Below are 19,699 nucleotides of genomic sequence, written 5' to 3' on the forward strand. Positions count from 1 at the left end.
CTAGGCGAGCGGCCAACCAACAAAGCCATCCTCGGTCTGGTAGACCAGCGACACGCCTTCCTCGGCAAGGAGGTCCTGGACGTCTACGGTGGGTTCCTTGGGAAGCAGCACCGCAACACGCAGGCCCTCCTTGTTGGGGATGTGCCGGCGATAGTCGGCCAACTGCCCGATCGCCATGCGCACGTTGGCGCGTGTCGTCTGGCCCTTCGCCTCGTACAGCACGTGATCCGTCGCGTCGTACAGGTCGGGGGTGAGCGCGCCGGGCTCGCCCTTGATGGTGATCTGGAAGCTGTGGGTCTCGTGGCCAGCCGCAGTCAGGTGAGCCACGAACGCGGTGACCAGTTCACCCTCGCGGCGCAGGACCTTGCGCTGCCCGGCGGGAATGTCCGCGACCGTTTCGGCGGTGCCGTGCTGCTCGGTCTTCTTGGCCTTCGCTCCGCTCTGCTGCGGCAAGACGACAGGCGCAGGGGTACCCGCGGCCTGTCCCGGTTCGGTGATCTCAACGTCCGTCTTCAGAGCATCCGGCAGGCGATCTGCCTCAGTCCACGCCGGCGTCGTTCCCGGGGCCGGCCGGAAGCGGAACACCAGCACATTCCGCATGACCTTGTCCTTGCCCGGTGCGCGCCGCACCTCGTAGGGCTTGACCAGGTCGACCACCATCTGACCGATGTAGCGCTGCTGCTTCGCGCCGCTGCCGGGCACCTTGCCGTTCTCGACGAACAGGTGGATCTCACGGTTCTTCTCGGCCGCGGTCAGCAATGACCCATTGCGGCCGGACGGCTTCTGATCTCCCTTGGTGCCGGCGCCGGTGTAGAGATACAGCGGCCCGTACTCATCGTCTTCCGCGCGGCCATCGAAGGTGTAGCCGTACTCCTCACCCACGGACGGATCGGAGTACACGAACACCTTGCCCGCATCGTCGGCCGGCTCGATGCCCTGGAACGTCCCACACCCGTAGGCCGCGGCAATGGCCTCACGCGTCGTCACCATGCCCGGCACAAGATCAACGGTCGTCGTCATGCCGCGACCCTAACCACGCCCACTGACAACCTGCCGCCCCATTTACCGGGGCACAGCAAAGGGCGGCCCCCACCTTCCGCCAAGAACGCGGGGCCGCCCTTGCCAACCAGCACCCAACAAAGGAACTGGAGATACCCCAGCATGACGCAACCCACGCTCCATCCGCAGCACACGGCGCTGAGCCTCGCAGCGTCCGGCGTGCCCGTGCTGCCCCTGCGCCGGGGAAAGGTCCCGTTCGGCAACTGCCCCGCGTGCGCGAACAACGCGTGCGGCGGCCGGCCGAACATGAAGGCACCCGGCCCGTGCCGGTGCGCGGCCCCGTGCCACGGGTGGGCCGCCGCCACCACCGACCCGGCCGTCATCGTCTCGCCCGCATGGGCGGCGGCGTGGCGCCGGGCGGTGTGCGTCGGCTACCACCCCGGCGGCGCCGGCCTGACCGTGGTCGACCTGGACGACGCGGAAGCCATCGCGTGGGCCCGCACCGCCCTGCCCGCCACACGGACCGTGCCGACTACGCGCGGCCAGCACTGGATCTACCGGGGCGCAATGACCTCCCGCAACGCGGTGCGGTCCGGCGTGGACATCAAGTCGACCATGGCCTATGCCCGCTACCTCGGCCCTGGCACCGGCACGATGGCAGACCTGCCCGACGCCGTCTGCGCCCTGGCCGTCAAGAAGCCCTCCCCGCTCCGCCCGGCGTCCGTCATCGTGCCTGCGGTTGCCGGGGGCGGGGAGTGCCCGCACCGCACGCCCGCCTACCTGGACCGTGGCATCGCCATGGCCGAGCAGCGCATCACCGAGGCGTCCAGCGCGGTTCACGCGACCGTGTACCGCACGTTCCTCGCGGTGCTGTCCCGGCACGGCCGGTGCGGCTGCCTCACCGACACCCACGTTGCCCGACTGTTCACCGCCGCGCAGGCCAAGGGCGAGACGGCCCGGCACTGCACGGACGCGTGGGCCAACGCCCTGACCGCTTTGGGGATGTGAACCGTGTCCGAGGACGAGAAGACGGGTCGCGAGGTCATCACCGACTACGCGCAGGCCCATTTCCGCTACTTCCGCACTGTCGACGGCACCGTCTACGCCCAGCGCAACGGCCACCCCGTAGCCCGGCCCATCCGCTCTCAAGGCACCACCGGGAGCCACCGCCAGGAACTCATGGTCGGCCTCTTCCGGGACGGGATCGGCGTATTCAACGGCACCGCCTTGAAGGAGGCACTGGACTTGATCGAAGCACTCGCTCTCTCTCAGGACGTGCAGGCCACCCATATCCGCGTGGCACCCGGCTCGGACGGGGCCACCTGGCTCGACCTCGGCCGCGACGACGGCCAGTCCGTGCGCATCCACCCCACCGGCTGGACCATCGCCATTCCCGACCCCGCAGAGGTCTGCTGGCGCCGCACCCAGCTCACCGGCGAACTGCCCCTACCCGCCAAGGACACGGGCGGGCAGGGCATCGACGCCCTGCTGAGGCTGACCAACTTCGCCACCCCGGACACCGAATGCCTGGCGCTGGCCTGGCTCGTCGGCTGCCTGGAACCGGGCGTTCCCGTCCCCGCGCCGTTCCTCACCGGTCCGCAGGGCGCCGGCAAGTCCACCGCGGGCCGCATGCTGGTGCGCATCATCGAGGGCATGAGCGGAGACCTGCGCCGCGCGCCCAAGGACGAGGAAAGCCTGATCACCGCCGTGGCGGCAGGCTGGATCACCGCCCTGGACAACCTCTCCCACCTGGCCCCGGACCTGTCCGACCTCATGTGCTGCATCGTCACCGGAGCCGAGTCCATCAAGCGCGCCCTGTTCAGCGACGGCGACGTGTACCGTTCCCGCTACCGCCGCCCCCTGCTCCTGACCGGTATCGACGTGGGCGTCATCCGGCCTGACCTCGCGGAACGGCTCCTGCCCCTGCGTCTGGAGCGCCCGAAGGTGCGGCGCACCGAAGCGGAACTGTGGGCCGACTTCACCGCCGCCCTGCCCGTCATCCTCGGCTCGCTCCTTGACCTCACCGTCAAGGTCCGCGCCGCAACCGCCCCCACGCCCACCGACCTGCGCATGGCCGACTTCGCCCACCTGTGCGCGCAGTTCGACACGGCGACCGGCCTTGCCTCCCTGCCCGCCTACCGGGCCAGCCTTGATGAACTCAACGACGACGTGATCGAGGGCGACCTGTTGGCACAGACCGTCCTGCACCACGCCGCCGGACTGGAACCGGGTGCAGAGCAGCGCATGACCTCTTCCGAGTGGCTGGACTGCCTCAGCCGCCTCCACAGTGGCGAGGACTGCCGTCCCCTGCCCAAGGGCTGGCCCACCACCGGCAAAGTCCTCTCCGACCGGCTCAAGCGCCTCCAGCCCACGTTCGCCGCCCGTGGCGTCGTCATCGACTGGGGACGCACCCGCAGCGCTCGCTACATCGCCATGACCCGCCCCGTGCCCGAGCCCCTGCACCAACAGGGCTCCCTGCACTGACAGCGCGTGTTCAGCCGCACGACAAGCAAGAGGAGCACCCGCTGACCTGGTGCTCCTCTTGCTGTTCGGCGACCGCCGCCCCAAGAACGCGCCGCGAAGCGGCTCCTTCTTTAACTCCGCAGCCGCACCACAAACAGAAACCACCCCCTCTCTTTTGTCCTAAGAGAGAGTCCCTGCGTCACCGCGTCATCCGTCACCCCAATGACGGCCCCTGACCTGCTTGAACGCGAGTGACACAGACGCCCGAAACCCGCGTCACACCACGTCACCCGCGTCACAGCCCGTGACACATGCCCTCGGCGGTGACAGACACCCGAGACCGCCGAGTCACACAAACCCACAGGTCACAGGCCCGCATGACGTGTTTGACGCAGTGACGCAGAAATCCGCACCTCGGACACACGCGAACTCCCGATCCAGACACCGCCGCGCCACGACGGACAGGTCCAGAGGAGACCGTTCCATGAGCATCACCACCGTGGACATCGCACCACTCGCCCAGGCCAGCGACCTTCCCCCCGTTCTGTTGACCGTCGAAGAAGCCGCCCGCTGCCTCCGCATCGGCCGCACCACCTGCTACGCCCTCATCCGCACCGGAGAACTGGAGTCCCTGACCATCGGCGGACTCCGGCGCGTCCCCGCCGATGCACCCGCCGCCTACCTCGCCCGCCGCCGCGCCGAACAGCGCGCCGCCTGATCTCACCTCCCGGAGCACCGACCGACCCGCGGGCGGCGCTCCGGTTTGTCTACTGCGCACCGACCGGAGGAACTGCCAATGACAGAGGAGAAGAAGCGCACTCGCCGAGCCAACGGCGAATCGGCCATCTACCTGGGCAAGGATGGCCGTTGGCACGCTCGTGTGCCCATGGGCTACAAGGACGACGGATCGCCCTACCGCCGGCACCTGACGCGCCCCACGCGCAAGGAGCTGGTGGACGAGGTCCGGCGCCTAGAGAAGCAGCGTGCCGAGGGGGCCGCGCGGCAGCCCGGCAAGCCGTGGACGGTCGCGAAGTGGCTTGAGCACTGGGTCGAGAACATTGCTAAACCTGTCGTGAGCGAGAACACGTACGACGGATACGAGGTGGCGGTGCGGGTGCACCTCGTGCCCGGCATCGGTCGGCACCGCATCGACCGCCTGGAGCCCGAACACCTGGAGAGCCTGTACCGCCGGATGCAGAGCGCCGGCAGCAAGGCGGGCACCGCGCACCAGGCTCACCGGACCGCCCGTACGGCGCTGGGTGAAGCCGTGCGACGGGGCCACGCGGCGAAGAACGCTGCCGCGCTGGCGAAGCCTCCCCGGATGGAAGAAGACGAGAACGAGGTGGAGCCCTACTCGGTCGACGAGGTGCAGAGTCTCCTGCTCGAAGTGAACAAGCGCCGGAACAGTGCCCGCTGGATGCTGGCACTGGCACTCGGGTTGCGGCAGGGGGAGACGCTCGGCCTGCGGTGGTCCGACGTGGACCTGGACAACGAGTACCTGAAGCTTCGCCGGAACCGGTTGCGGCCGAAGTACCAGCACGGGTGCGGCGAGGCTTCACCCTGCGGGCGGAAGGCTGGTTACTGCCCGGACCGGGTGCAGGTGCGGCGCGAGACGAAGAACACGAAATCACGCGCCGGGCGCCGCGCCGTACCGCTCCCGGGCCCGTTGGTCGTGATGCTCCGACTCCACCGGGAGGCACAGGCCCGGGAGCGCGCGGCGGCCGGGAACCTGTGGACCGAGTCCGAGTACGTGTTCACCAAGCCATTGGGCGGGCCGCTCAGCCCGAACACGGACTACCACGACTGGAAGCGGCTGCTGGAAGACGCTGGCGTCCGGGACGGGCGGCTGCACGACGCCCGGCACACCGCCGGCACCGTGCTGATGCTGCTCGGGGTCCCGGACCGGGTCATCGACCAGATCATGGGTTGGGAGCCGGGCGGCGCCGCCCGGATGCGGGCGCGGTACCTGCACGTGACCGATCCCATGCTCAAGGAGGCGGCCCGGAAGATCGAGCGCGCCATCTGGGGAGCCCCCGAAAACCTCGCTGTGGACAAAGACCAGGACAACGAGGCGTAAGGACAACGTCGAAGGGCCCCCTGTTTCCAGGGGGCCCTTCGACATCGTGCCCGGTGAGGCACTGGCGGAGGATACGAGATTCGAACTCGTGAGGGGTTGCCCCCAACACGCTTTCCAAGCGTGCGCCCTAGGCCTCTAGGCGAATCCTCCGCCGAGAACATTACATGACGCCGGGGAGTGCTTGCGAACTCGTTCTGAGGCCCCCACATCGGGTAACGTGTGGCCCAGCCCCTCACGCGGCGCTATCTGACTGAACTCCCCCAGGGCCGGAAGGCAGCAAGGGTAGGTCGGCTCTGGCGGGTGCGTGGGGGGCGTCTCGTTTGCGGGCGGTCCGGTTGTCGGTGGGCGCCTATAACCTCGTATGCGTGTCGTCTCTCGCGCTCTACCGCCGTTACCGCCCGGAGTCCTTCGCCGAGGTCATCGGGCAGGGGCATGTCACCGACCCGCTGCAGCAGGCGCTGCGGAACAACCGGGTCAATCACGCGTACCTGTTCAGCGGTCCGCGCGGCTGCGGCAAGACGACCAGCGCCCGGATCCTGGCGCGCTGTCTGAACTGCGAGCAGGGCCCCACGCCGACCCCGTGCGGCGAGTGCCAGTCCTGCCGCGACCTCGCCCGGAACGGGCCGGGGTCGATCGACGTCATCGAGATCGACGCCGCCTCGCACGGTGGCGTGGACGACGCCCGTGACCTGCGCGAGAAGGCGTTCTTCGGGCCCGCCTCCAGCCGGTACAAGATCTACATCATCGACGAGGCCCACATGGTCTCCCCGCAGGGCTTCAACGCCCTGCTGAAGGTCGTCGAGGAGCCACCGGAGCACCTGAAGTTCATCTTCGCGACCACCGAGCCCGAGAAGGTCATCGGGACCATCCGGTCGCGGACCCACCACTACCCCTTCCGGCTCGTGCCGCCCGGCACCCTGCGCGACTACCTCGCCGACGTGTGCGGCCGCGAGGGGATCGCGGTCGAGGAGGGCGTGCTCCCGCTCGTGGTGCGGGCCGGCGCGGGGTCCGTGCGTGACTCCATGTCCGTCATGGACCAGCTGCTCGCGGGCGCCGGCGCCGACGGTGTGACGTACGACATGACCACCGCCCTGCTCGGTTACACGGACGGCTCGCTGCTCGACTCCGTCGTCGAGTCCTTCGTCTCCGGGGACGGCTCCGCCGCCTTCGGGGTCGTGGACCGCGTGATCGAGGGGGGCAACGACCCGCGGCGGTTCGTCACCGACCTGCTGGAGCGCCTCCGCGACCTGGTGATCCTCGCCGCCGTGCCCGACGCCGCGGAGAAGGGGCTCATCGACGCCCCTGCCGACGTCGTCGAGCGGATGCAGGCCCAGGCGCAGTCCTTCGGCGCCGCCGAGCTGAGCCGCGCCGCCGACATCGTCAACGAGGGACTGACCGAGATGCGCGGCGCCCACTCGCCGCGCCTCCAGCTGGAGCTGATCTGCGCGCGCGTGATGCTGCCCGCCGCGTACGGCGACGAGCGGTCGGTGATGGCCCGGCTGGACCGGATCGAGCGCGGGGTGCAGTTCTCGGCCGGTGCGGGCGCGCCCGCCATGGGGTACGTGCCCGGGCCCGAGGCGCACGCCGGTGCGGCGGGGGCGGCGCCCGCCACGGCCCCGGTTCCGCCGGGCGGCGGGCCCGCCGCGGCCCGTGCGGCGGTACGGGGCGCGCCCGCAGGCGCCGGTGCCCCGGCGGGTGCGCAGGGCGGCGGCCCGTACGGCGACGCGGCTGCGGCTGCCGGGTCCGGTGATGGTGGCGGTGCCGGTTCCGGTTACGCATCCGACGCGGGTGGGTCTCCCGCCGACGGTGGGCACCCGCAGCCCGCGCCTTCTTCCGCCGCTCCCGCGCCCGCCGCACCACCCCCACCTGCCGCGCCTTCACCTGCCACGCCGCCACCCGGTGCCGCCCCCGGCTCGGCGCCCGCGCCCGGTGCCTGGCCGACCGCGGCTCCCGCGGGCGGCGGGCGCCGCCCCGGCGGATGGCCCACGGCGGCCCCGGCGGGCGGTGGACAGTCCCGGACACCGGCCTCCTCCGGTCCCGGCTCCAGTCCCGGCTCCGGTCCCAGTGCAGCGCCCGCCGCGACTTCGGCCCCGACTTCGGCTCCCGCGCCGGTCGCTCCCGCTCCGGCGTCCGCGCCCGCCTCCCCGCCGCCAGGTGCCGCCGGGGTCGACCCCCGCTCGCTCTGGCCCAACATCCTGGAAGCCGTCAAGAACCGCCGCCGGTTCACCTGGATCCTGCTCAGCCAGAACGCCCAGGTCACCGGCTTCGACGGCACCTCCCTGCAACTCGGCTTCGTCAACGCCGGCGCCCGGGACAACTTCGTGAGCAGCGGCAGCGAGGACGTACTGCGGCAGGCCCTGGCCGAGCAGTTCAACGTGCAGTGGAAGATCGACGCGGTCGTCGACCCCTCCGGCGGCGGCTCCGCGGCCCCGCCCGCCGGCGGTCCCTCCGGCGGCTTCGGCGGATCCGGTGGCGGTGGCTTCGGTGGCGGTGGTGGAGGGGGCTTCGGCGGGGGCGCGCCCGCTCAGCGGCCGTCGTCGCCCGCGGCCACGCCCGCCGCGCCGCCCCAGGCCCCCGCACCGGCCCCGGCGCCCGCCCCCGCCCCCCGGCCCTCGGCGCCCGAGCCGCCCCCGGTCTCCCCCGAGGACGACACCCCCGAGGACGACGACCCGGACCTCGACGAGTCGGCCCTGTCCGGCAAGGAGCTGCTGGTTCGCGAGTTGGGCGCCACGGTGGTCGAGGAGATCGCGAACGAGTAGGCCCGCCGGACCTGGAGGAAGGCACAAGTCTCCGCGCCCGGCCCGTTCGGAAGCCCGCACAAACCGCATCGGCCCGTTCCCATTAGGCTTCACCCCGTGAAGGTCCTTGTCATCGGCGGCGGCGCCCGCGAACACGCCCTGTGCCGTTCCCTGTCCCTCGACCCCGACGTCACCGCGCTGCACTGCGCACCCGGCAACGCCGGTATCGCCGAGGTCGCCGAACTGCACCAGGTCGACGCCCTCGACGGCGCGGCCGTCACCGCGCTGGCCACCGGGCTCGGCGCCGAGCTGGTCGTCGTAGGACCCGAGGCGCCGCTGGTCGCCGGGGTCGCCGACGCCGTGCGCGAGGCGGGCATCCCGGTCTTCGGCCCGTCGGCGGAGGCCGCCCGGCTGGAGGGCTCCAAGGCATTCGCCAAGGACGTGATGGCCGGCGCCGGCGTGCCCACGGCCCGCTCCTACGTCTGCACGAACCCCGCGGAGGTCGACGCCGCCCTCGCCGCCTTCGGCGCGCCCTACGTCGTCAAGGACGACGGGCTGGCCGCGGGCAAGGGCGTCGTCGTCACCGACGACGTCGAGGCGGCCCGCGCGCACGCGAACGCCTGCGACCGCGTGGTCGTCGAGGAGTTCCTGGACGGCCCCGAGGTCTCCCTCTTCGCCGTCACCGACGGCGAGAACGTCCGCCCGCTCCAGCCCGCCCAGGACTTCAAGCGCGCCCTCGACGGCGACGAGGGTCCGAACACCGGCGGCATGGGCGCGTACTCGCCGCTGCCCTGGGCCGACCCGAAGCTGGTCGACGAGGTCGTGCAGAGCGTGCTCCAGCCGACCGTCGACGAGATGCGCAGGCGCGGCACCCCGTTCTCCGGGCTCCTGTACGCCGGCCTCGCGATCACCTCGCGCGGGGTGCGCGTGATCGAGTTCAACGCCCGTTTCGGCGACCCCGAGACCCAGGTCGTGCTGGCCCGTCTGCAGACCCCGCTCGCCGGTCTGCTGATGGCCGCCGCCACCGGCAATCTCGCCGACCTCGAGCCCCTGCGCTGGAGCGACGAGGCGGCCGTCACCGTGGTCGTCGCCTCGCACAACTACCCCGGCACCCCGCGCACCGGGGACCCGATCACCGGCCTGGACGCGGTGGCCGCCGAGGACGCCCCGCACGCCTACGTGCTGCACGCCGGCACCCGCGCCGAGGGCGACGCCGTCGTCAGTGCCGGGGGCCGCGTCCTGTCCGTCACGGCCACCGGCACCGACCTCACCGAGGCCCGCGACCGTGCCTACCGGGCCGTCGCCCGCATCGGCCTCGACGGCTCGCAGTACCGCACCGACATCGCGGCGAAGGCGGCGGGCGCGTAACCCCGCAGCTTCCTCGCGGCTCTCCGGTCACCTGACCGAACCGAACCGAACCGGACAGGCCCCGGCTCCGTCTCAGGAGTCGGGGCCTGACCTTTGCTGTCCGTCCCCACCTTTCCCCAAAGCCATTCCATCGAGTGACCGATGGGCCATACGGCTGACTGGGCGGAGGGCCCCAACTATGGTGCCGCGCAAGCATTCCGGCACTTGGCCCACCGGCATTGCGATGTCGGTGCCGGGTGCCACAGTGGGTGGAGTGAGCACGATCCGAAGAGCAGCAGAGCAGCAGGTCCGTCCAGGACAGACAGGACAGCGATGAGGGGGTGAGGTCCGGCCGTGACCGGTATCGGTGGTGTGGAAATGGGCGCGCAGGCCGCGCGGTCCCGGGCACTGGCGGTGCTGCGGGTCCGCAGCCGCGCACTGGCCGTGGCCCTGCTGCCCGCTGCCGCCGCCGTGATCCTCCTCGTCGGCGGCTCCACCGGGCACCTGGCGGGCGGCGGCTGGGACGTCCTGCGCTGGGTCGTCTCCGTCCTCGCGCTGTGCGTGCTGCTGGCCGCCGCCGGGGTCGCCCTGGTCGTGGTCCGCTCCCGGCCCGCCGTGACCCCCACGGTCACGGTCGCCGAGGAGTCCGCGCCCGACCTCTACCGGATGGTGCGTGACCTGGCCGACCGGCTCGACGTCCCCGCCCCCTCCGCGATAGCGCTCACCCCGGACTGCGACAGCTGGCTGGAGGACCGCACCCACCCGGCCCACGGCCCGCCGCCCGCGGAGAAGCACCACGACGACCTGGCGGGTCCGGGCGGGCCCGCCCACCGCCGGAGCGCCACCGCGCCCGTCCTGGTCATCGGCTCACCGTTCCTGTGGTGGATGCGGGTGGGCGAGCTGCGCGCCGTCCTCGCCCCGGTCGTCGCAGGTACGGGACCCTCGGCGCACCCCGACATAGCCGCGGCCAGGCGCTTCATACGGGGCCTGGACGCCGCCGTCGCGGTGGCCTCGGCGGGCCGGCGCGACCCCCTGTCCCGGGTGGCGTGCGCGGGCCTCGGCTGGGCGTCCCGGCTTCTGCTGCGCAGCTGCCGGGGGCACGCGGCCGAGATGGAGCGCGGGGTCGCCGCCGCGGCCGCCGAGCGTGCACAGGCTGTGGACTACGGTCTGCGGATCGTCGCGCAGGAGCAGGTCGGGCTCGCGTACGCGGGCTGGGACCGGCTGCTCACCCGGGTGGCGCTGCCCGCCTGGCGGATGGGCCGCTGGCCCTCGCGGCTGGACGTGGGTGTCGTCGCGGCCCTCACGGAGCTGTCCCGCCGGGACCGCCTGGCCGAGGGCTTCGCCTCCCGCCTGGGGGAGCGTCCCGCCTGTGACCTGCTGGAGGAGCCCGGGGTGATGGACGAGGCGGTCTCGCTCCTCGCCGCGCGCCTCTTCCACGGCGGTCCGGCCGAGACCGGTGCGCACTGGTCGCCGGTGGGCTGGGAGGAGTATCCCGAGGAGGTCGTCGACCGGACCTGGCGCACGGAGGCGGCCCGCCTGCATCGGGTGCTGGACACCCTGGGCGTCCGCCGCGCCGCCGAGGGCGCCGCGCCGGGCACGGACGGCCCGACCCTGGCCCGCGTCCTGGACCACCTCACCACCCCGGACGCCGCGAGCACCACCCCCCTCACCGGCGGGTCCGACGCCCGCGCCGCCGGGTCCGACGCCCGCGCCGCCACCGAGACCGAAAACGGCCCGGCCACCCCGCCGGCCGACCTCGACGCCCCCACCGACGCCCCGCAACCCGCTTACGAGGACCCCGACGCGTCGCGTCGTCCGTTCGGCGACTCCGACGCCTCGCGTCCGTCGTACGGCGATCCCGGCGCCTCACTCCCGCCGGTCGGCGACCCCGACGCCCCGCATCCGCCGTATGGCGACCCCGGGGCCCCGCATCCGCCGTACGGCGACCACGCCACCCCCGTGCCCACCATCCGCGCCGAGGACGACGAGGACGACCTCGCCGACACCACGGCCCGTGGGGCCGCCCTGGCCGCCGGGCTCACGGCTCAGCTGGCCCGCGAGGAGGCCGAGGCGCGGCCCGCCGGAGCCCGCGCACCCTCCTCCGCCCCGGGACCGGCCGCCGGTCCCGACGCCGCCCTCTGGGACGACCGGGCGCTCCCCCTGCTGCCGTTGCAGCCGCCGCGCACCGGGCGCGAGATCCTCACCGCGCACATCACGGCGATGGTGTGCTGCGCGGCGATGGACACCGCCGGCGCGGCCCCCGCGCTCGACTGGCTCGACGGGCCGTCGCTCCTGTTCGACGGCGCCCGCACCGCTGACCTGGCGCCCAGTGTTCTCAGCCTCGTCGAGACCGGCGACCCGGGCCCGCTGCGCGCCTGGATGACCGAGCTGGGCATACGGCCGGAGAAGCCGGTGCGCCTGGTCTGACACCCGGAGAACCTCTGTCCGCAGAACCTCTGTCCGCCGCCTCCACCCGGCGAATCGGACTGCCTCATTCCACTTTCGGCCACTTCGCAACGAACAGTGACAGCCCGCGTGCGAAATGTGATGTGCTGGGACCGATCGCGCACATGGCAAAGGCGTTCGTCATACGCACGACCACGGGGGCACGAGGGAGGGGACTGTCCCATGGGGCCCGAGCAGATCCGCCGTTGGGAGTCGGGAGCACTCGCGCACGCCGTGACGGACCCCTTCGGACAGGGACCGGTCCCCTGGCTGCGTGGCGGCGAGACGTACTTCGGCGACACCGGCCAGGTGGTCGCCTGGTACGCGGACCAGGACAGCACACCCACGGGCGCCCGCACCGGCTCCGGTGGCGGCCCCCGCGCCGCGGACGACGTCCGCCGCCAGATCAAGGGCTTCACCGCGACGGGCGCCGCCGCCCCGGGCGAGGCCATCGACTTCCACGTCACCGTCGACCCGCCGCAGGAGTTCAGCGTCGACGTCTACCGGATCGGGCACTACGGCGGTGACGGCGCCGCCAAGATCACCACCAGTCCCCGCCTGTCCGGCATCGTCCAGCCCCCGCCGCTCACCGCCGACCGCACGGTCTCCTGCCACCACTGGTGGCTGTCGTGGCGGCTGCAGATCCCGTCGTACTGGACCATCGGCGCGTACGTCGCCGTCCTCACCACCGCCGACGGCTACCGCTCCCACGTCCCCTTCACGGTCCGCGACGACCACCCCGCCGACCTGCTCCTCCTCCTGCCGGACGTCACCTGGCAGGCGTACAACCTCTATCCGGAGGACGGCCGCACCGGCGCCAGCCTGTACCACGCCTGGGACGAGGAGGGCCGGCTCCTCGGTGAGGCGGACGCCGCGACGACCGTCTCCTTCGACCGCCCGTACGCGGGCGCCGGGCTGCCCCTCCACGTCGGCCACGCCTACGACTTCATCCGCTTCGCCGAGCGCTACGGCTACGACCTCGCCTACGCCGACGCCCGCGACCTGCACTCCGGCCGCGTCGACCCGGCCCGCTACCGGGGGCTGGTCTTCCCCGGCCACGACGAGTACTGGTCCGCTCCCATGCGCCGCTCCGCGGAACTCGCCCGCGACCGGGGCACGTCCCTGGTCTTCCTCTCCGCCAACACCATGTACTGGCAGGTCGAGCTGGCCCCCTCCCCGTCCGGTGCCCCCGACCGGCTGCTGACCTGCCGCAAACGCAAGGGGCCCGGCCGCCCCGCGCTGTGGCGGGAGATCGACCGGCCCGAGCAGCAGCTGCTCGGCATCCAGTACGCCGGCCGCGTCCCCGAACCGCACCCGATGATCGTCCGCAACGCCGGTCACTGGCTCTGGGACGCCACCGGAGCGCACGAGGGCGACGAGATCGAGGACCTGGTGGCGGGCGAGGCCGACCGCTACTTCCCGCGCACCGCGCTCCCCGAGCACGACGAGCGGGTCCTGCTCGCCCACTCCCCGTACCCGGACGTGGACGGCGTCCGGCGGCACCAGGAGACCTCGCTGTACCGGGCCCCGTCGGGCGCCTGGGTCTTCGCGTCCGGCACGTTCGCCTGGTCCCCGGCCCTGGACCGCCCCGGCCACGTCGACCCGCGCGTCCAGCGCGCCACGGCCAACCTCCTGGACCGCATCTGCAAACGGGACTGAGCCGCGCCCCCCGTGCCGCGCCCCCGCCCCCGCCCCTGCCCCGCTCGTCGCCCTCCCCCCGACGTACGGGACAATCGACGTATTGTTCAGAACCACGGGGAGGAACCGTGTCCGGATTCGTTGAAAAGCCCGAACCGATCCAGGTTCCGGGTCTGGTGCACCTGCACACCGGCAAGGTGCGCGAGCTGTACCGGAACGAGGCGGGCGACCTCGTGATGGTCGCCAGCGACCGCATCTCCGCCTACGACTGGGTGCTGCCGACCGAGATCCCCGACAAGGGCCGGGTCCTCACCCAGCTCTCCCTGTGGTGGTTCGACCAGCTCGCCGACCTGGCCCCGAACCACGTGCTGAGCACCGAGCTGCCCCCCGGCGCCCCCGCCGACTGGGAGGGCCGCGCCCTGGTCTGCAAGTCGCTGCGGATGGTCCCCGTGGAGTGCGTGGCCCGCGGCTACCTCACCGGCTCCGGCCTGGCGGAGTACGACCAGACCCGCACCGTCTGCGGCCTCGCCCTGCCCGAGGGCCTCGTCGACGGCTCGGAGCTGCCCGCCCCGATCTTCACCCCCGCCACCAAGGCCGAGGTCGGCGAGCACGACGAGAACGTCTCCTACGAGGAGGTCGCCCGCCAGGTCGGCGCCGACACCGCGGCCGCCCTGCGCCAGGCGACCCTCGCCGTCTACTCCCGTGCCCGGGACATCGCCCGCGAGCGCGGCATCGTCCTCGCGGACACCAAGTTCGAGTTCGGCTTCGACGGGGACGACCTGGTCCTCGCCGACGAGGTCCTCACCCCGGACTCCTCCCGCTTCTGGCCGGCCGACCGGTGGCAGCCGGGCCGCGCGCAGCCGTCGTACGACAAGCAGTTCGTGCGGGACTGGCTGACCTCGGCCGAGTCCGGCTGGGACCGCAAGAGCGAGCAGCCCCCGCCGCCGCTGCCGCAGCAGGTCGTGGACGCCACCCGCGCCAAGTACGTGGAGGCGTACGAGCTGCTGACCGGCCAGAGCTGGTCGTAGCGGCGGACGGACACAGCGGCGGCAGGCCGCACACGAAGAAGCCCCCGGCCGAAAACCGGGGGCTTCTCATCTGGAGCGAACGACGAGGTTCGAACTCGCGACCTCAACCTTGGCAAGGTTGCGCTCTACCAACTGAGCTACGTTCGCACTGCGGGCCGTGGATTTCTCCGTGGCGCGACAGCCACTATACCCAACCGCGCTCCCTCGCGAGCCGCACCGCCGCGTGCCGGTTCTCCGCACCGAGCTTGCTCGCGGCCGACGACAGGTAGTTCCGTACGGTCCCCTCGGCGAGCGCGGCCCGCTCGGCGATCTCCGAGACGGGCGCCCCGTCGGCGGCGTGCTCCAGCACCTCGGCCTCGCGCGCGGTCAGCGGCGAGTCCCCGGCGGAGATCGCGTCGGCGGCCAACTCGGGGTCGACGTACCGGTTTCCGGCGTGCACCGTGCGGATCAGCTCGGCGAGCCGCTGGGCGCTGACCGTCTTGGGGACGAACCCGCGCACTCCCGCCGCCAGCGCCCGCTTCAGATGGCCGGGGCGCCCGTGGCTGGTCACGATCAGCACCTTGCAGGCGGGCAGCTCGACCCGCAGCGATGTGGCGACCTTCACACCGTCGGCGCCGGGCATCTGGAGGTCCAGTACGGCGACGTCCGGTGCGTGTGCCCGGGCCATCGCCAGGGCCTCGGGGCCGGTGGCCGCCTCGGCGACGACGACCAGGTCGTCCTCCAGGGACAGCAGGGCCGCCAGGGCCCCGCGGATGAGGTGCTCGTCGTCGGCGAGCAGGACGCGGACGGTCGTCGTCACGACGCGACCCCCAGCGCGGCCCCGGCAGCGGCGGCCGGCAGCGGCACCTCGGCCGTCAGCCGGAAGACACCCCTGCCGACGGGCCCCGCCTCCAGGGTCCCGTCCACCGCGGAGAGCCGCTCGCGCAGCCCCGAGAGTCCCGAGCCGCCCGTACCGCCCGTACCGGCCGAGCGGCCTGGACCGCCGGGGCCGCCCGGGAGGCCATCCTCCGTCGTCTCCGCCACGCCGTCGTTCTCCACCGTCAGCACTACACGCCCCTCCGACATCCGCACCGTCACCGCGACCTTCTTCGCGTCCCCGTGCCGCAGCACGTTCGTGGTCGCCTCTCGCACCACCCAGCCGAGCGCCGACTGCACCTCGGCGGGCAGACCGGCCGTCTCACCGGTGACCTCCGAGACGATGCCCGCCGCCGAGAGCACACCCCGGGCGCCGGCCAGTTCGACCTCCAGGGCGGCCTCCCGGTAGCCGCGCACGACGTCCCGGACCTCTCGTTGCGACTCCTGGGCGATGCGCTGCACCTCGATCATCTGCTCCACCGCCTCGGGCCTGCCCCGCCGTGACAGCTGGACGGCCAGCTCGCTCTTGAGCGCGATCACCGCAAGGTTCCGGCCCATCACGTCGTGCAGGTCCCGGCCGAACCGCAGCCGCTCCTCGGCGACGGCCAGCCTGACCCGGGTCTCCTTGGCGTCGTCGAGCGCGTAGACCGCGTTGAGCAGCCAGAGGGAGAAGATCGAGGTGACGGCGAGGAACCCGCCGGTCACCATCACCAGGCCGGCCAGCACGACCGACGCGAGCAGGGGCATCTCCAGCGGGAACGTCAGGAGCCCGGCGCCCACCGCGAAGGCCCCGACGACGGCGACCCTGCGCCGCCACCCCCGCACCCCGAGCGTGATGACCCCGGCGGCGTAGCACAGGACCCCGCCGTAGACCGAGCCCGCCGCGGTCTCCACCTCACCGGACGGTCCGCGCTCCGCGATCACGACCGCGGTGGTCGAGACGACGGCGGAGACGACGACGAGCGCCCACATCTGCCGCACCGGCTGCGGCCGCCGCCCGCGCGTCCAGTCCAGCGCCCGGGCCGAGACCAGCATGCAGACGGCGGCGTGCGCGGTGACCAGCAGGCACAGCGCGGTGGCGAGCCCGACACCGGTCCGCCCGTAGGCGGTCACCCCCAGCGCGAGGATCTCGATGATCCCGAAGAAGTGGAACGACCACCGCGTGTACGTCTCCACCTTCTCCGGCGTGCTCTTGACCCGCCACCATCCGCCCGGCCTGCGCATCCGTCCGCCGCTCCCACTCACCTCGTACGTCCTCGCACGTCCTGTACGTCAGTGCCGCGGCTCCCAGCGGAACCGCCGCCGTACAGCAAACACCGCGAGCACGGTCCAGGCCACCGCCGTCGCCAGCGCGCCGAGCGCGTCGGACGCCGACAGGTCGCCGGTCCAGCCGCCGCGCACCAGGGTGATGACGGGCGTCAGCGGCAGCAGCTCGCACACGGAGGCCAGCCGGTCGGGGAGCAGGTCCAGCGGGATGAACAGGCCGGAGCCGAACATCGAGACGAACGTGAACGGCAACGGCGTGACCTGCGCGCTCTCACCGGTCCTGGTGAAGCTCGCGGTGACCGCGGCGAGCGCGGCGCACATCAGCAGGCCCAGCAGCAGCCCGAGGACCGTCAGATGCGGTGCCGACGGCGCGGACAGGTCGAGCAGCGCCACGCAGCCCACCGCGAGCAGCAGGGACTGCACCAGCCCGCTGAGGACGGCGGGCAGCGCGGACCCGGCGAGGATCTCCACGTCCCGCAGCTCGCCGGTGCGCAGCCGCTTGAGGACGAGTTCCTCGCGCCGGACGACGAAGACGCCGACCAGGGCCGAGTACACGGCGAACAGCAGGGAGAAGCCGATCGCGGCGGGCAGCACGAGGGTGCCGATGGTCAGCCCGGCCTTGCCGAGGTCCATCTCCTCGGCGCCCGCCCGCACGCTGAACGGCATCACGAACGGGATGAACAGCGCGGCGAAGACGGTGCCCTTGTTCCGTCCGAGCAGGATCATCTCGGCGCGGGCGAGGGCGGTCATGCGGCCCGCCGGCGTCGTGGCCGCGCTCCCGGCGGCGCGCTTCGTGCGGGCCGGTGTGTCCGTGGCGCTCATGCCGCGTACTCCTTCTTCGTCTTCCCCGACTTCTTCGACTTCCCGGTTCCGGTCGTGCCGCCGGGCGTCCTCGCGGACACCTCCTTGGCGATGCTGAGGAACGCCTCCTCCAGGGACGCCGAGCGCACGTCCAGGCGGCGCAGTTCCACTCCGGCCTGTCCGGCCCACACCAGCAGGCCGGTGGCCGCGCGCTGGAGTTCCCGGGTGCGCAGCTTCACCGCGCGGCCGTCGGTCTCGTGGTCGTTCACGCCCAGTTCGGCGAGCGGCGGCAGGTCGCCGACGAAGTAGCCGTCGGGCAGTTCGAAGGAGATGTGGGACGGCTGTGCGGCGGTCACCTCGGCCGGGGTGCCGGTGGCGGCGATCCGGCCCTCGTGCATGATCGCGAGCCGGTCGGCGAGGTTCTCGGCCTCCTCCAGGTAGTGCGTGGTCAGCAGCACCGTCGTACCGGCGTCCCGCAGCGCGCCCACCAACTCCCAGGTGTCCCGGCGGCCTTCGGCGTCAAGGCCGGTGCTGGGCTCGTCGAGGAAGAGCACCTCTGGGTCGCCGAGCAGCGCCAGTGCCAGGTCCAGTCGGCGCCGCTGGCCCCCGGACAGCTGCTTCACGCGGGTGTCGGCCTTGGACTCGAGGCCGACCAACGCCAGCACCTCGGCCGGCGGCCGGGCGCCGCTCACGCACCCCGCCCACATCCGGGCCGTCTCGGCGACCGTCAGCTCGGAGGGGAAGCCGCCCTCCTGGAGCATGACCCCGGTGCGGGAACGTACGGCGGCCCGCTCGGTGTACGGGTCGTGCCCGAGGACGCGCACCCGGCCCCCGGCCGGAGCGGCGAGCCCCTCCAGGAGCTCGACCGTCGATGTCTTGCCGGCGCCGTTGGTGCCGAGCAGCGCGAAGACCTCACCGCGGCGCACGGAGAAGTCGACCCCGCGCACGGCCTCGAACCCGCCCCCGTACACACGCCGAAGGTCGGTGACCTCAATCACGTGTTCGTGCTCGTTCGTTTGCATGCTTCGAGCATTCCGGCGCGCGGGGCGGGACGACAGTGCGGCCCGTCATCACCCGGCATGACAAATGTCAGAGCCGGTCCGCGGGGCACCGGGCCGGGGCATACGAAAAGACCCCGGTCCTGGAGGACCGGGGTCTGATTCCCGAGCGGACGACGAGGCTCGAACTCGCGACCTCAACCTTGGCAAGGTTGCGCTCTACCAACTGAGCTACGTCCGCATTGCCCCCGACCGGCTTTCACCGATCGGTGCGAGCACCAGCCTACCTGATCCAATCGAGTGGCCGGTACGACGATGCAGAGCGGGTGACAGGAATTGCACACTGCGCCTTCCCCCTGGAAGGGGGATGTTCTACTACTGAACTACACCCGCGTGTCCGTGAGCTGGGCCTTTCGGCTTCGCCCCTCGGCGTGCTCCAGACTTTAGCTGATCACCCGGGGTGCCGCGCAAGTCGGTTGCCGCGAGGGGCGGCTGAGCGGCCGTCGGCCCCTCCTCGCCGGGGCCAGACCCTCCTGGCCGGGGCCAGACCCTCCTCGCCGGGCCCGGACCCTCCCGGCCGGGGTCGGCTCACTGCGCTTCGGCGAACGCCTCGTACACCTTCTTCGGGATCCGGCCCCGCGCGGGCACGTCCATCTTGTTCGCCTGGGCCCAGGCGCGGACCGCCGCCGGGTCGGGGGCGACCTCCGTCTGCCGGTAGGCCTTGCCGGACCGGGAGCGCTTGCGGCCGGCCGAGACGTACGGCTCCAGCGACTTGCGCAGTTTCCGGGCATTGGCTTCGTTCAGGTCGATCTCGTACATCCGGCCGTCGACTCCGAAGGCGATCGTCTCCGCCGCTTCCGAGCCGTCGATGTCGTCAAAGAGAGTGACCACGACACGCTGCGCCACGAATATCGGTCCCTTCGTGCGGCATCTCCGCGATGACGTGCCAGAACGTGTCAGGACGCCGCGGTGATGCCGACTGTTCGCCTGTAATTGGGCAAAGTATCGGCTAATGGCATTTCATTTGTACAGTGCCCGGCATTG

General features: G+C 72.3%; 15 protein-coding genes, 4 tRNA genes and 1 other RNA gene. 10 read left to right on the top strand and 10 right to left on the bottom strand.

The genetic code is table 11. From position 1 onward, the window contains the following. Positions 1 to 1,020, bottom strand: a complete 1,020-nt coding sequence (locus tag IE258_RS08405) for an SRA domain-containing endonuclease (protein WP_189740897.1) — start codon at positions 1,018 to 1,020, stop codon at positions 1 to 3. 141 nt (positions 1,021 to 1,161) lie between these two features. Here IE258_RS08405 and IE258_RS08410 point away from each other — a divergent pair, with 141 nt between their 5' ends. The 4 genes from IE258_RS08410 to IE258_RS08425 all read left to right on the top strand — a co-directional run bounded on the left by IE258_RS08410 (position 1,162) and on the right by IE258_RS08425 (position 5,539). Then, positions 1,162 to 2,007, top strand: a complete 846-nt coding sequence (locus IE258_RS08410) for a bifunctional DNA primase/polymerase (RefSeq protein WP_189740899.1) — start codon at positions 1,162 to 1,164, stop codon at positions 2,005 to 2,007. Between the two features lie 3 nt (positions 2,008 to 2,010). Then, positions 2,011 to 3,483 (top strand): AICE element replication initiation protein, encoded by a 1,473-nt coding sequence (locus IE258_RS08415; protein ID WP_189740902.1) that lies wholly within the window; start codon positions 2,011 to 2,013, stop codon positions 3,481 to 3,483. A 463-nt stretch (positions 3,484 to 3,946) separates the two neighbouring features. Further along, a complete protein-coding gene (locus tag IE258_RS08420; protein ID WP_125538610.1) occupies positions 3,947 to 4,180 on the top strand; it encodes a helix-turn-helix domain-containing protein in 234 nt (77 codons plus the stop codon). A 78-nt stretch (positions 4,181 to 4,258) separates the two neighbouring features. Then, positions 4,259 to 5,539, top strand: coding sequence for a tyrosine-type recombinase/integrase (locus IE258_RS08425; RefSeq protein WP_189740905.1), 1,281 nt, complete (start codon positions 4,259 to 4,261; stop codon positions 5,537 to 5,539). 62 nt (positions 5,540 to 5,601) lie between these two features. Here IE258_RS08425 and IE258_RS08430 read toward each other — a convergent pair. After that, positions 5,602 to 5,689, bottom strand: a tRNA-Ser gene (locus tag IE258_RS08430). 73 nt (positions 5,690 to 5,762) lie between these two features. On the opposite strand from IE258_RS08430, the gene ffs reads away from it, so the two are divergent. From ffs to IE258_RS08460, 6 genes are all read left to right on the top strand, one after another. After that, positions 5,763 to 5,859: signal recognition particle sRNA small type (gene ffs, locus IE258_RS08435), an RNA gene on the top strand. A 45-nt stretch (positions 5,860 to 5,904) separates the two neighbouring features. Continuing rightward, on the top strand, positions 5,905 to 8,298 hold the full coding sequence (locus IE258_RS08440; protein WP_189740908.1) for a DNA polymerase III subunit gamma and tau: 2,394 nt from the start codon (positions 5,905 to 5,907) through the stop codon (positions 8,296 to 8,298). Between the two features lie 96 nt (positions 8,299 to 8,394). After that, positions 8,395 to 9,645 carry a phosphoribosylamine--glycine ligase gene (purD, locus tag IE258_RS08445; RefSeq protein ID WP_189740913.1) on the top strand — a complete coding sequence of 417 codons (1,251 nt, stop codon included), beginning with the start codon at positions 8,395 to 8,397 and terminating at the stop codon, positions 9,643 to 9,645. Positions 9,646 to 9,978: 333 nt separating this feature from the next. After that, complete coding sequence (locus IE258_RS08450; RefSeq protein WP_189740916.1) at positions 9,979 to 12,051, top strand: hypothetical protein; 2,073 nt, start codon at positions 9,979 to 9,981, stop codon at positions 12,049 to 12,051. A gap of 201 nt (positions 12,052 to 12,252) precedes the next feature. Beyond that, complete coding sequence (locus IE258_RS08455; protein WP_189740919.1) at positions 12,253 to 13,728, top strand: N,N-dimethylformamidase beta subunit family domain-containing protein; 1,476 nt, start codon at positions 12,253 to 12,255, stop codon at positions 13,726 to 13,728. A 107-nt stretch (positions 13,729 to 13,835) separates the two neighbouring features. Continuing rightward, the gene (locus tag IE258_RS08460) at positions 13,836 to 14,735 is read left to right on the top strand and encodes a phosphoribosylaminoimidazolesuccinocarboxamide synthase (RefSeq protein ID WP_189740922.1); all 900 of its coding nucleotides are present in this window, start codon (positions 13,836 to 13,838) and stop codon (positions 14,733 to 14,735) included. Between the two features lie 71 nt (positions 14,736 to 14,806). On the opposite strand, the gene IE258_RS08465 is transcribed toward IE258_RS08460, so the two are convergent. The 8 genes from IE258_RS08465 to IE258_RS08500 form a co-directional block, all read right to left on the bottom strand. Continuing rightward, positions 14,807 to 14,882, bottom strand: a tRNA-Gly gene (locus IE258_RS08465). Between the two features lie 37 nt (positions 14,883 to 14,919). Next, a complete protein-coding gene (locus IE258_RS08470) occupies positions 14,920 to 15,534 on the bottom strand; it encodes a response regulator transcription factor (RefSeq protein ID WP_189740925.1) in 615 nt (204 codons plus the stop codon). Next, complete coding sequence (locus IE258_RS08475) at positions 15,531 to 16,814, bottom strand: sensor histidine kinase (RefSeq protein ID WP_189740929.1); 1,284 nt, start codon at positions 16,812 to 16,814, stop codon at positions 15,531 to 15,533. The genes IE258_RS08470 and IE258_RS08475 overlap by 4 nt, the downstream gene beginning before the upstream one ends. Before the next feature lie 48 nt (positions 16,815 to 16,862). Then, entirely contained in the window at positions 16,863 to 17,678 is an 816-nt protein-coding gene (locus IE258_RS08480) for an ABC transporter permease (RefSeq protein WP_189740932.1), read from the bottom strand. Continuing rightward, positions 17,675 to 18,679, bottom strand: a complete 1,005-nt coding sequence (locus tag IE258_RS08485; RefSeq protein WP_189740936.1) for an ABC transporter ATP-binding protein — start codon at positions 18,677 to 18,679, stop codon at positions 17,675 to 17,677. Before IE258_RS08485 ends, IE258_RS08480 begins: the two co-directional genes overlap by 4 nt. Before the next feature lie 144 nt (positions 18,680 to 18,823). After that, positions 18,824 to 18,896: transfer RNA gene (locus IE258_RS08490), tRNA-Gly, on the bottom strand. Positions 18,897 to 18,976: 80 nt separating this feature from the next. Next, positions 18,977 to 19,048, bottom strand: a tRNA-Gly gene (locus IE258_RS08495). Between the two features lie 195 nt (positions 19,049 to 19,243). Next, the gene (locus IE258_RS08500) at positions 19,244 to 19,561 is read right to left on the bottom strand and encodes a histone-like nucleoid-structuring protein Lsr2 (RefSeq protein WP_159330493.1); all 318 of its coding nucleotides are present in this window, start codon (positions 19,559 to 19,561) and stop codon (positions 19,244 to 19,246) included. Positions 19,562 to 19,699: the final 138 nt, after the last annotated feature.

This window comes from Streptomyces tendae, from assembly GCF_014650435.1.
Lineage (GTDB): Bacteria > Actinomycetota > Actinomycetes > Streptomycetales > Streptomycetaceae > Streptomyces > Streptomyces tendae.

What these genes read in the sequence shown, in the direction of transcription:
- IE258_RS08405 (WP_189740897.1), bottom strand. Translation starts at nt 1,020, where the DNA reads ATGACGACGACCGTTGATCTTGTGCCGGGCATGGTGACGACGCGTGAG.
- IE258_RS08410 (WP_189740899.1), top strand. Translation starts at nt 1,162, where the DNA reads ATGACGCAACCCACGCTCCATCCGCAGCACACGGCGCTGAGCCTCGCA.
- IE258_RS08420 (WP_125538610.1), top strand. Translation starts at nt 3,947, where the DNA reads ATGAGCATCACCACCGTGGACATCGCACCACTCGCCCAGGCCAGCGAC.
- IE258_RS08425 (WP_189740905.1), top strand. Translation starts at nt 4,259, where the DNA reads ATGACAGAGGAGAAGAAGCGCACTCGCCGAGCCAACGGCGAATCGGCC.
- IE258_RS08455 (WP_189740919.1), top strand. Translation starts at nt 12,253, where the DNA reads ATGGGGCCCGAGCAGATCCGCCGTTGGGAGTCGGGAGCACTCGCGCAC.
- IE258_RS08475 (WP_189740929.1), bottom strand. Translation starts at nt 16,814, where the DNA reads ATGCGCAGGCCGGGCGGATGGTGGCGGGTCAAGAGCACGCCGGAGAAG.
- IE258_RS08480 (WP_189740932.1), bottom strand. Translation starts at nt 17,678, where the DNA reads ATGAGCGCCACGGACACACCGGCCCGCACGAAGCGCGCCGCCGGGAGC.
- IE258_RS08485 (WP_189740936.1), bottom strand. Translation starts at nt 18,679, where the DNA reads ATGCAAACGAACGAGCACGAACACGTGATTGAGGTCACCGACCTTCGG.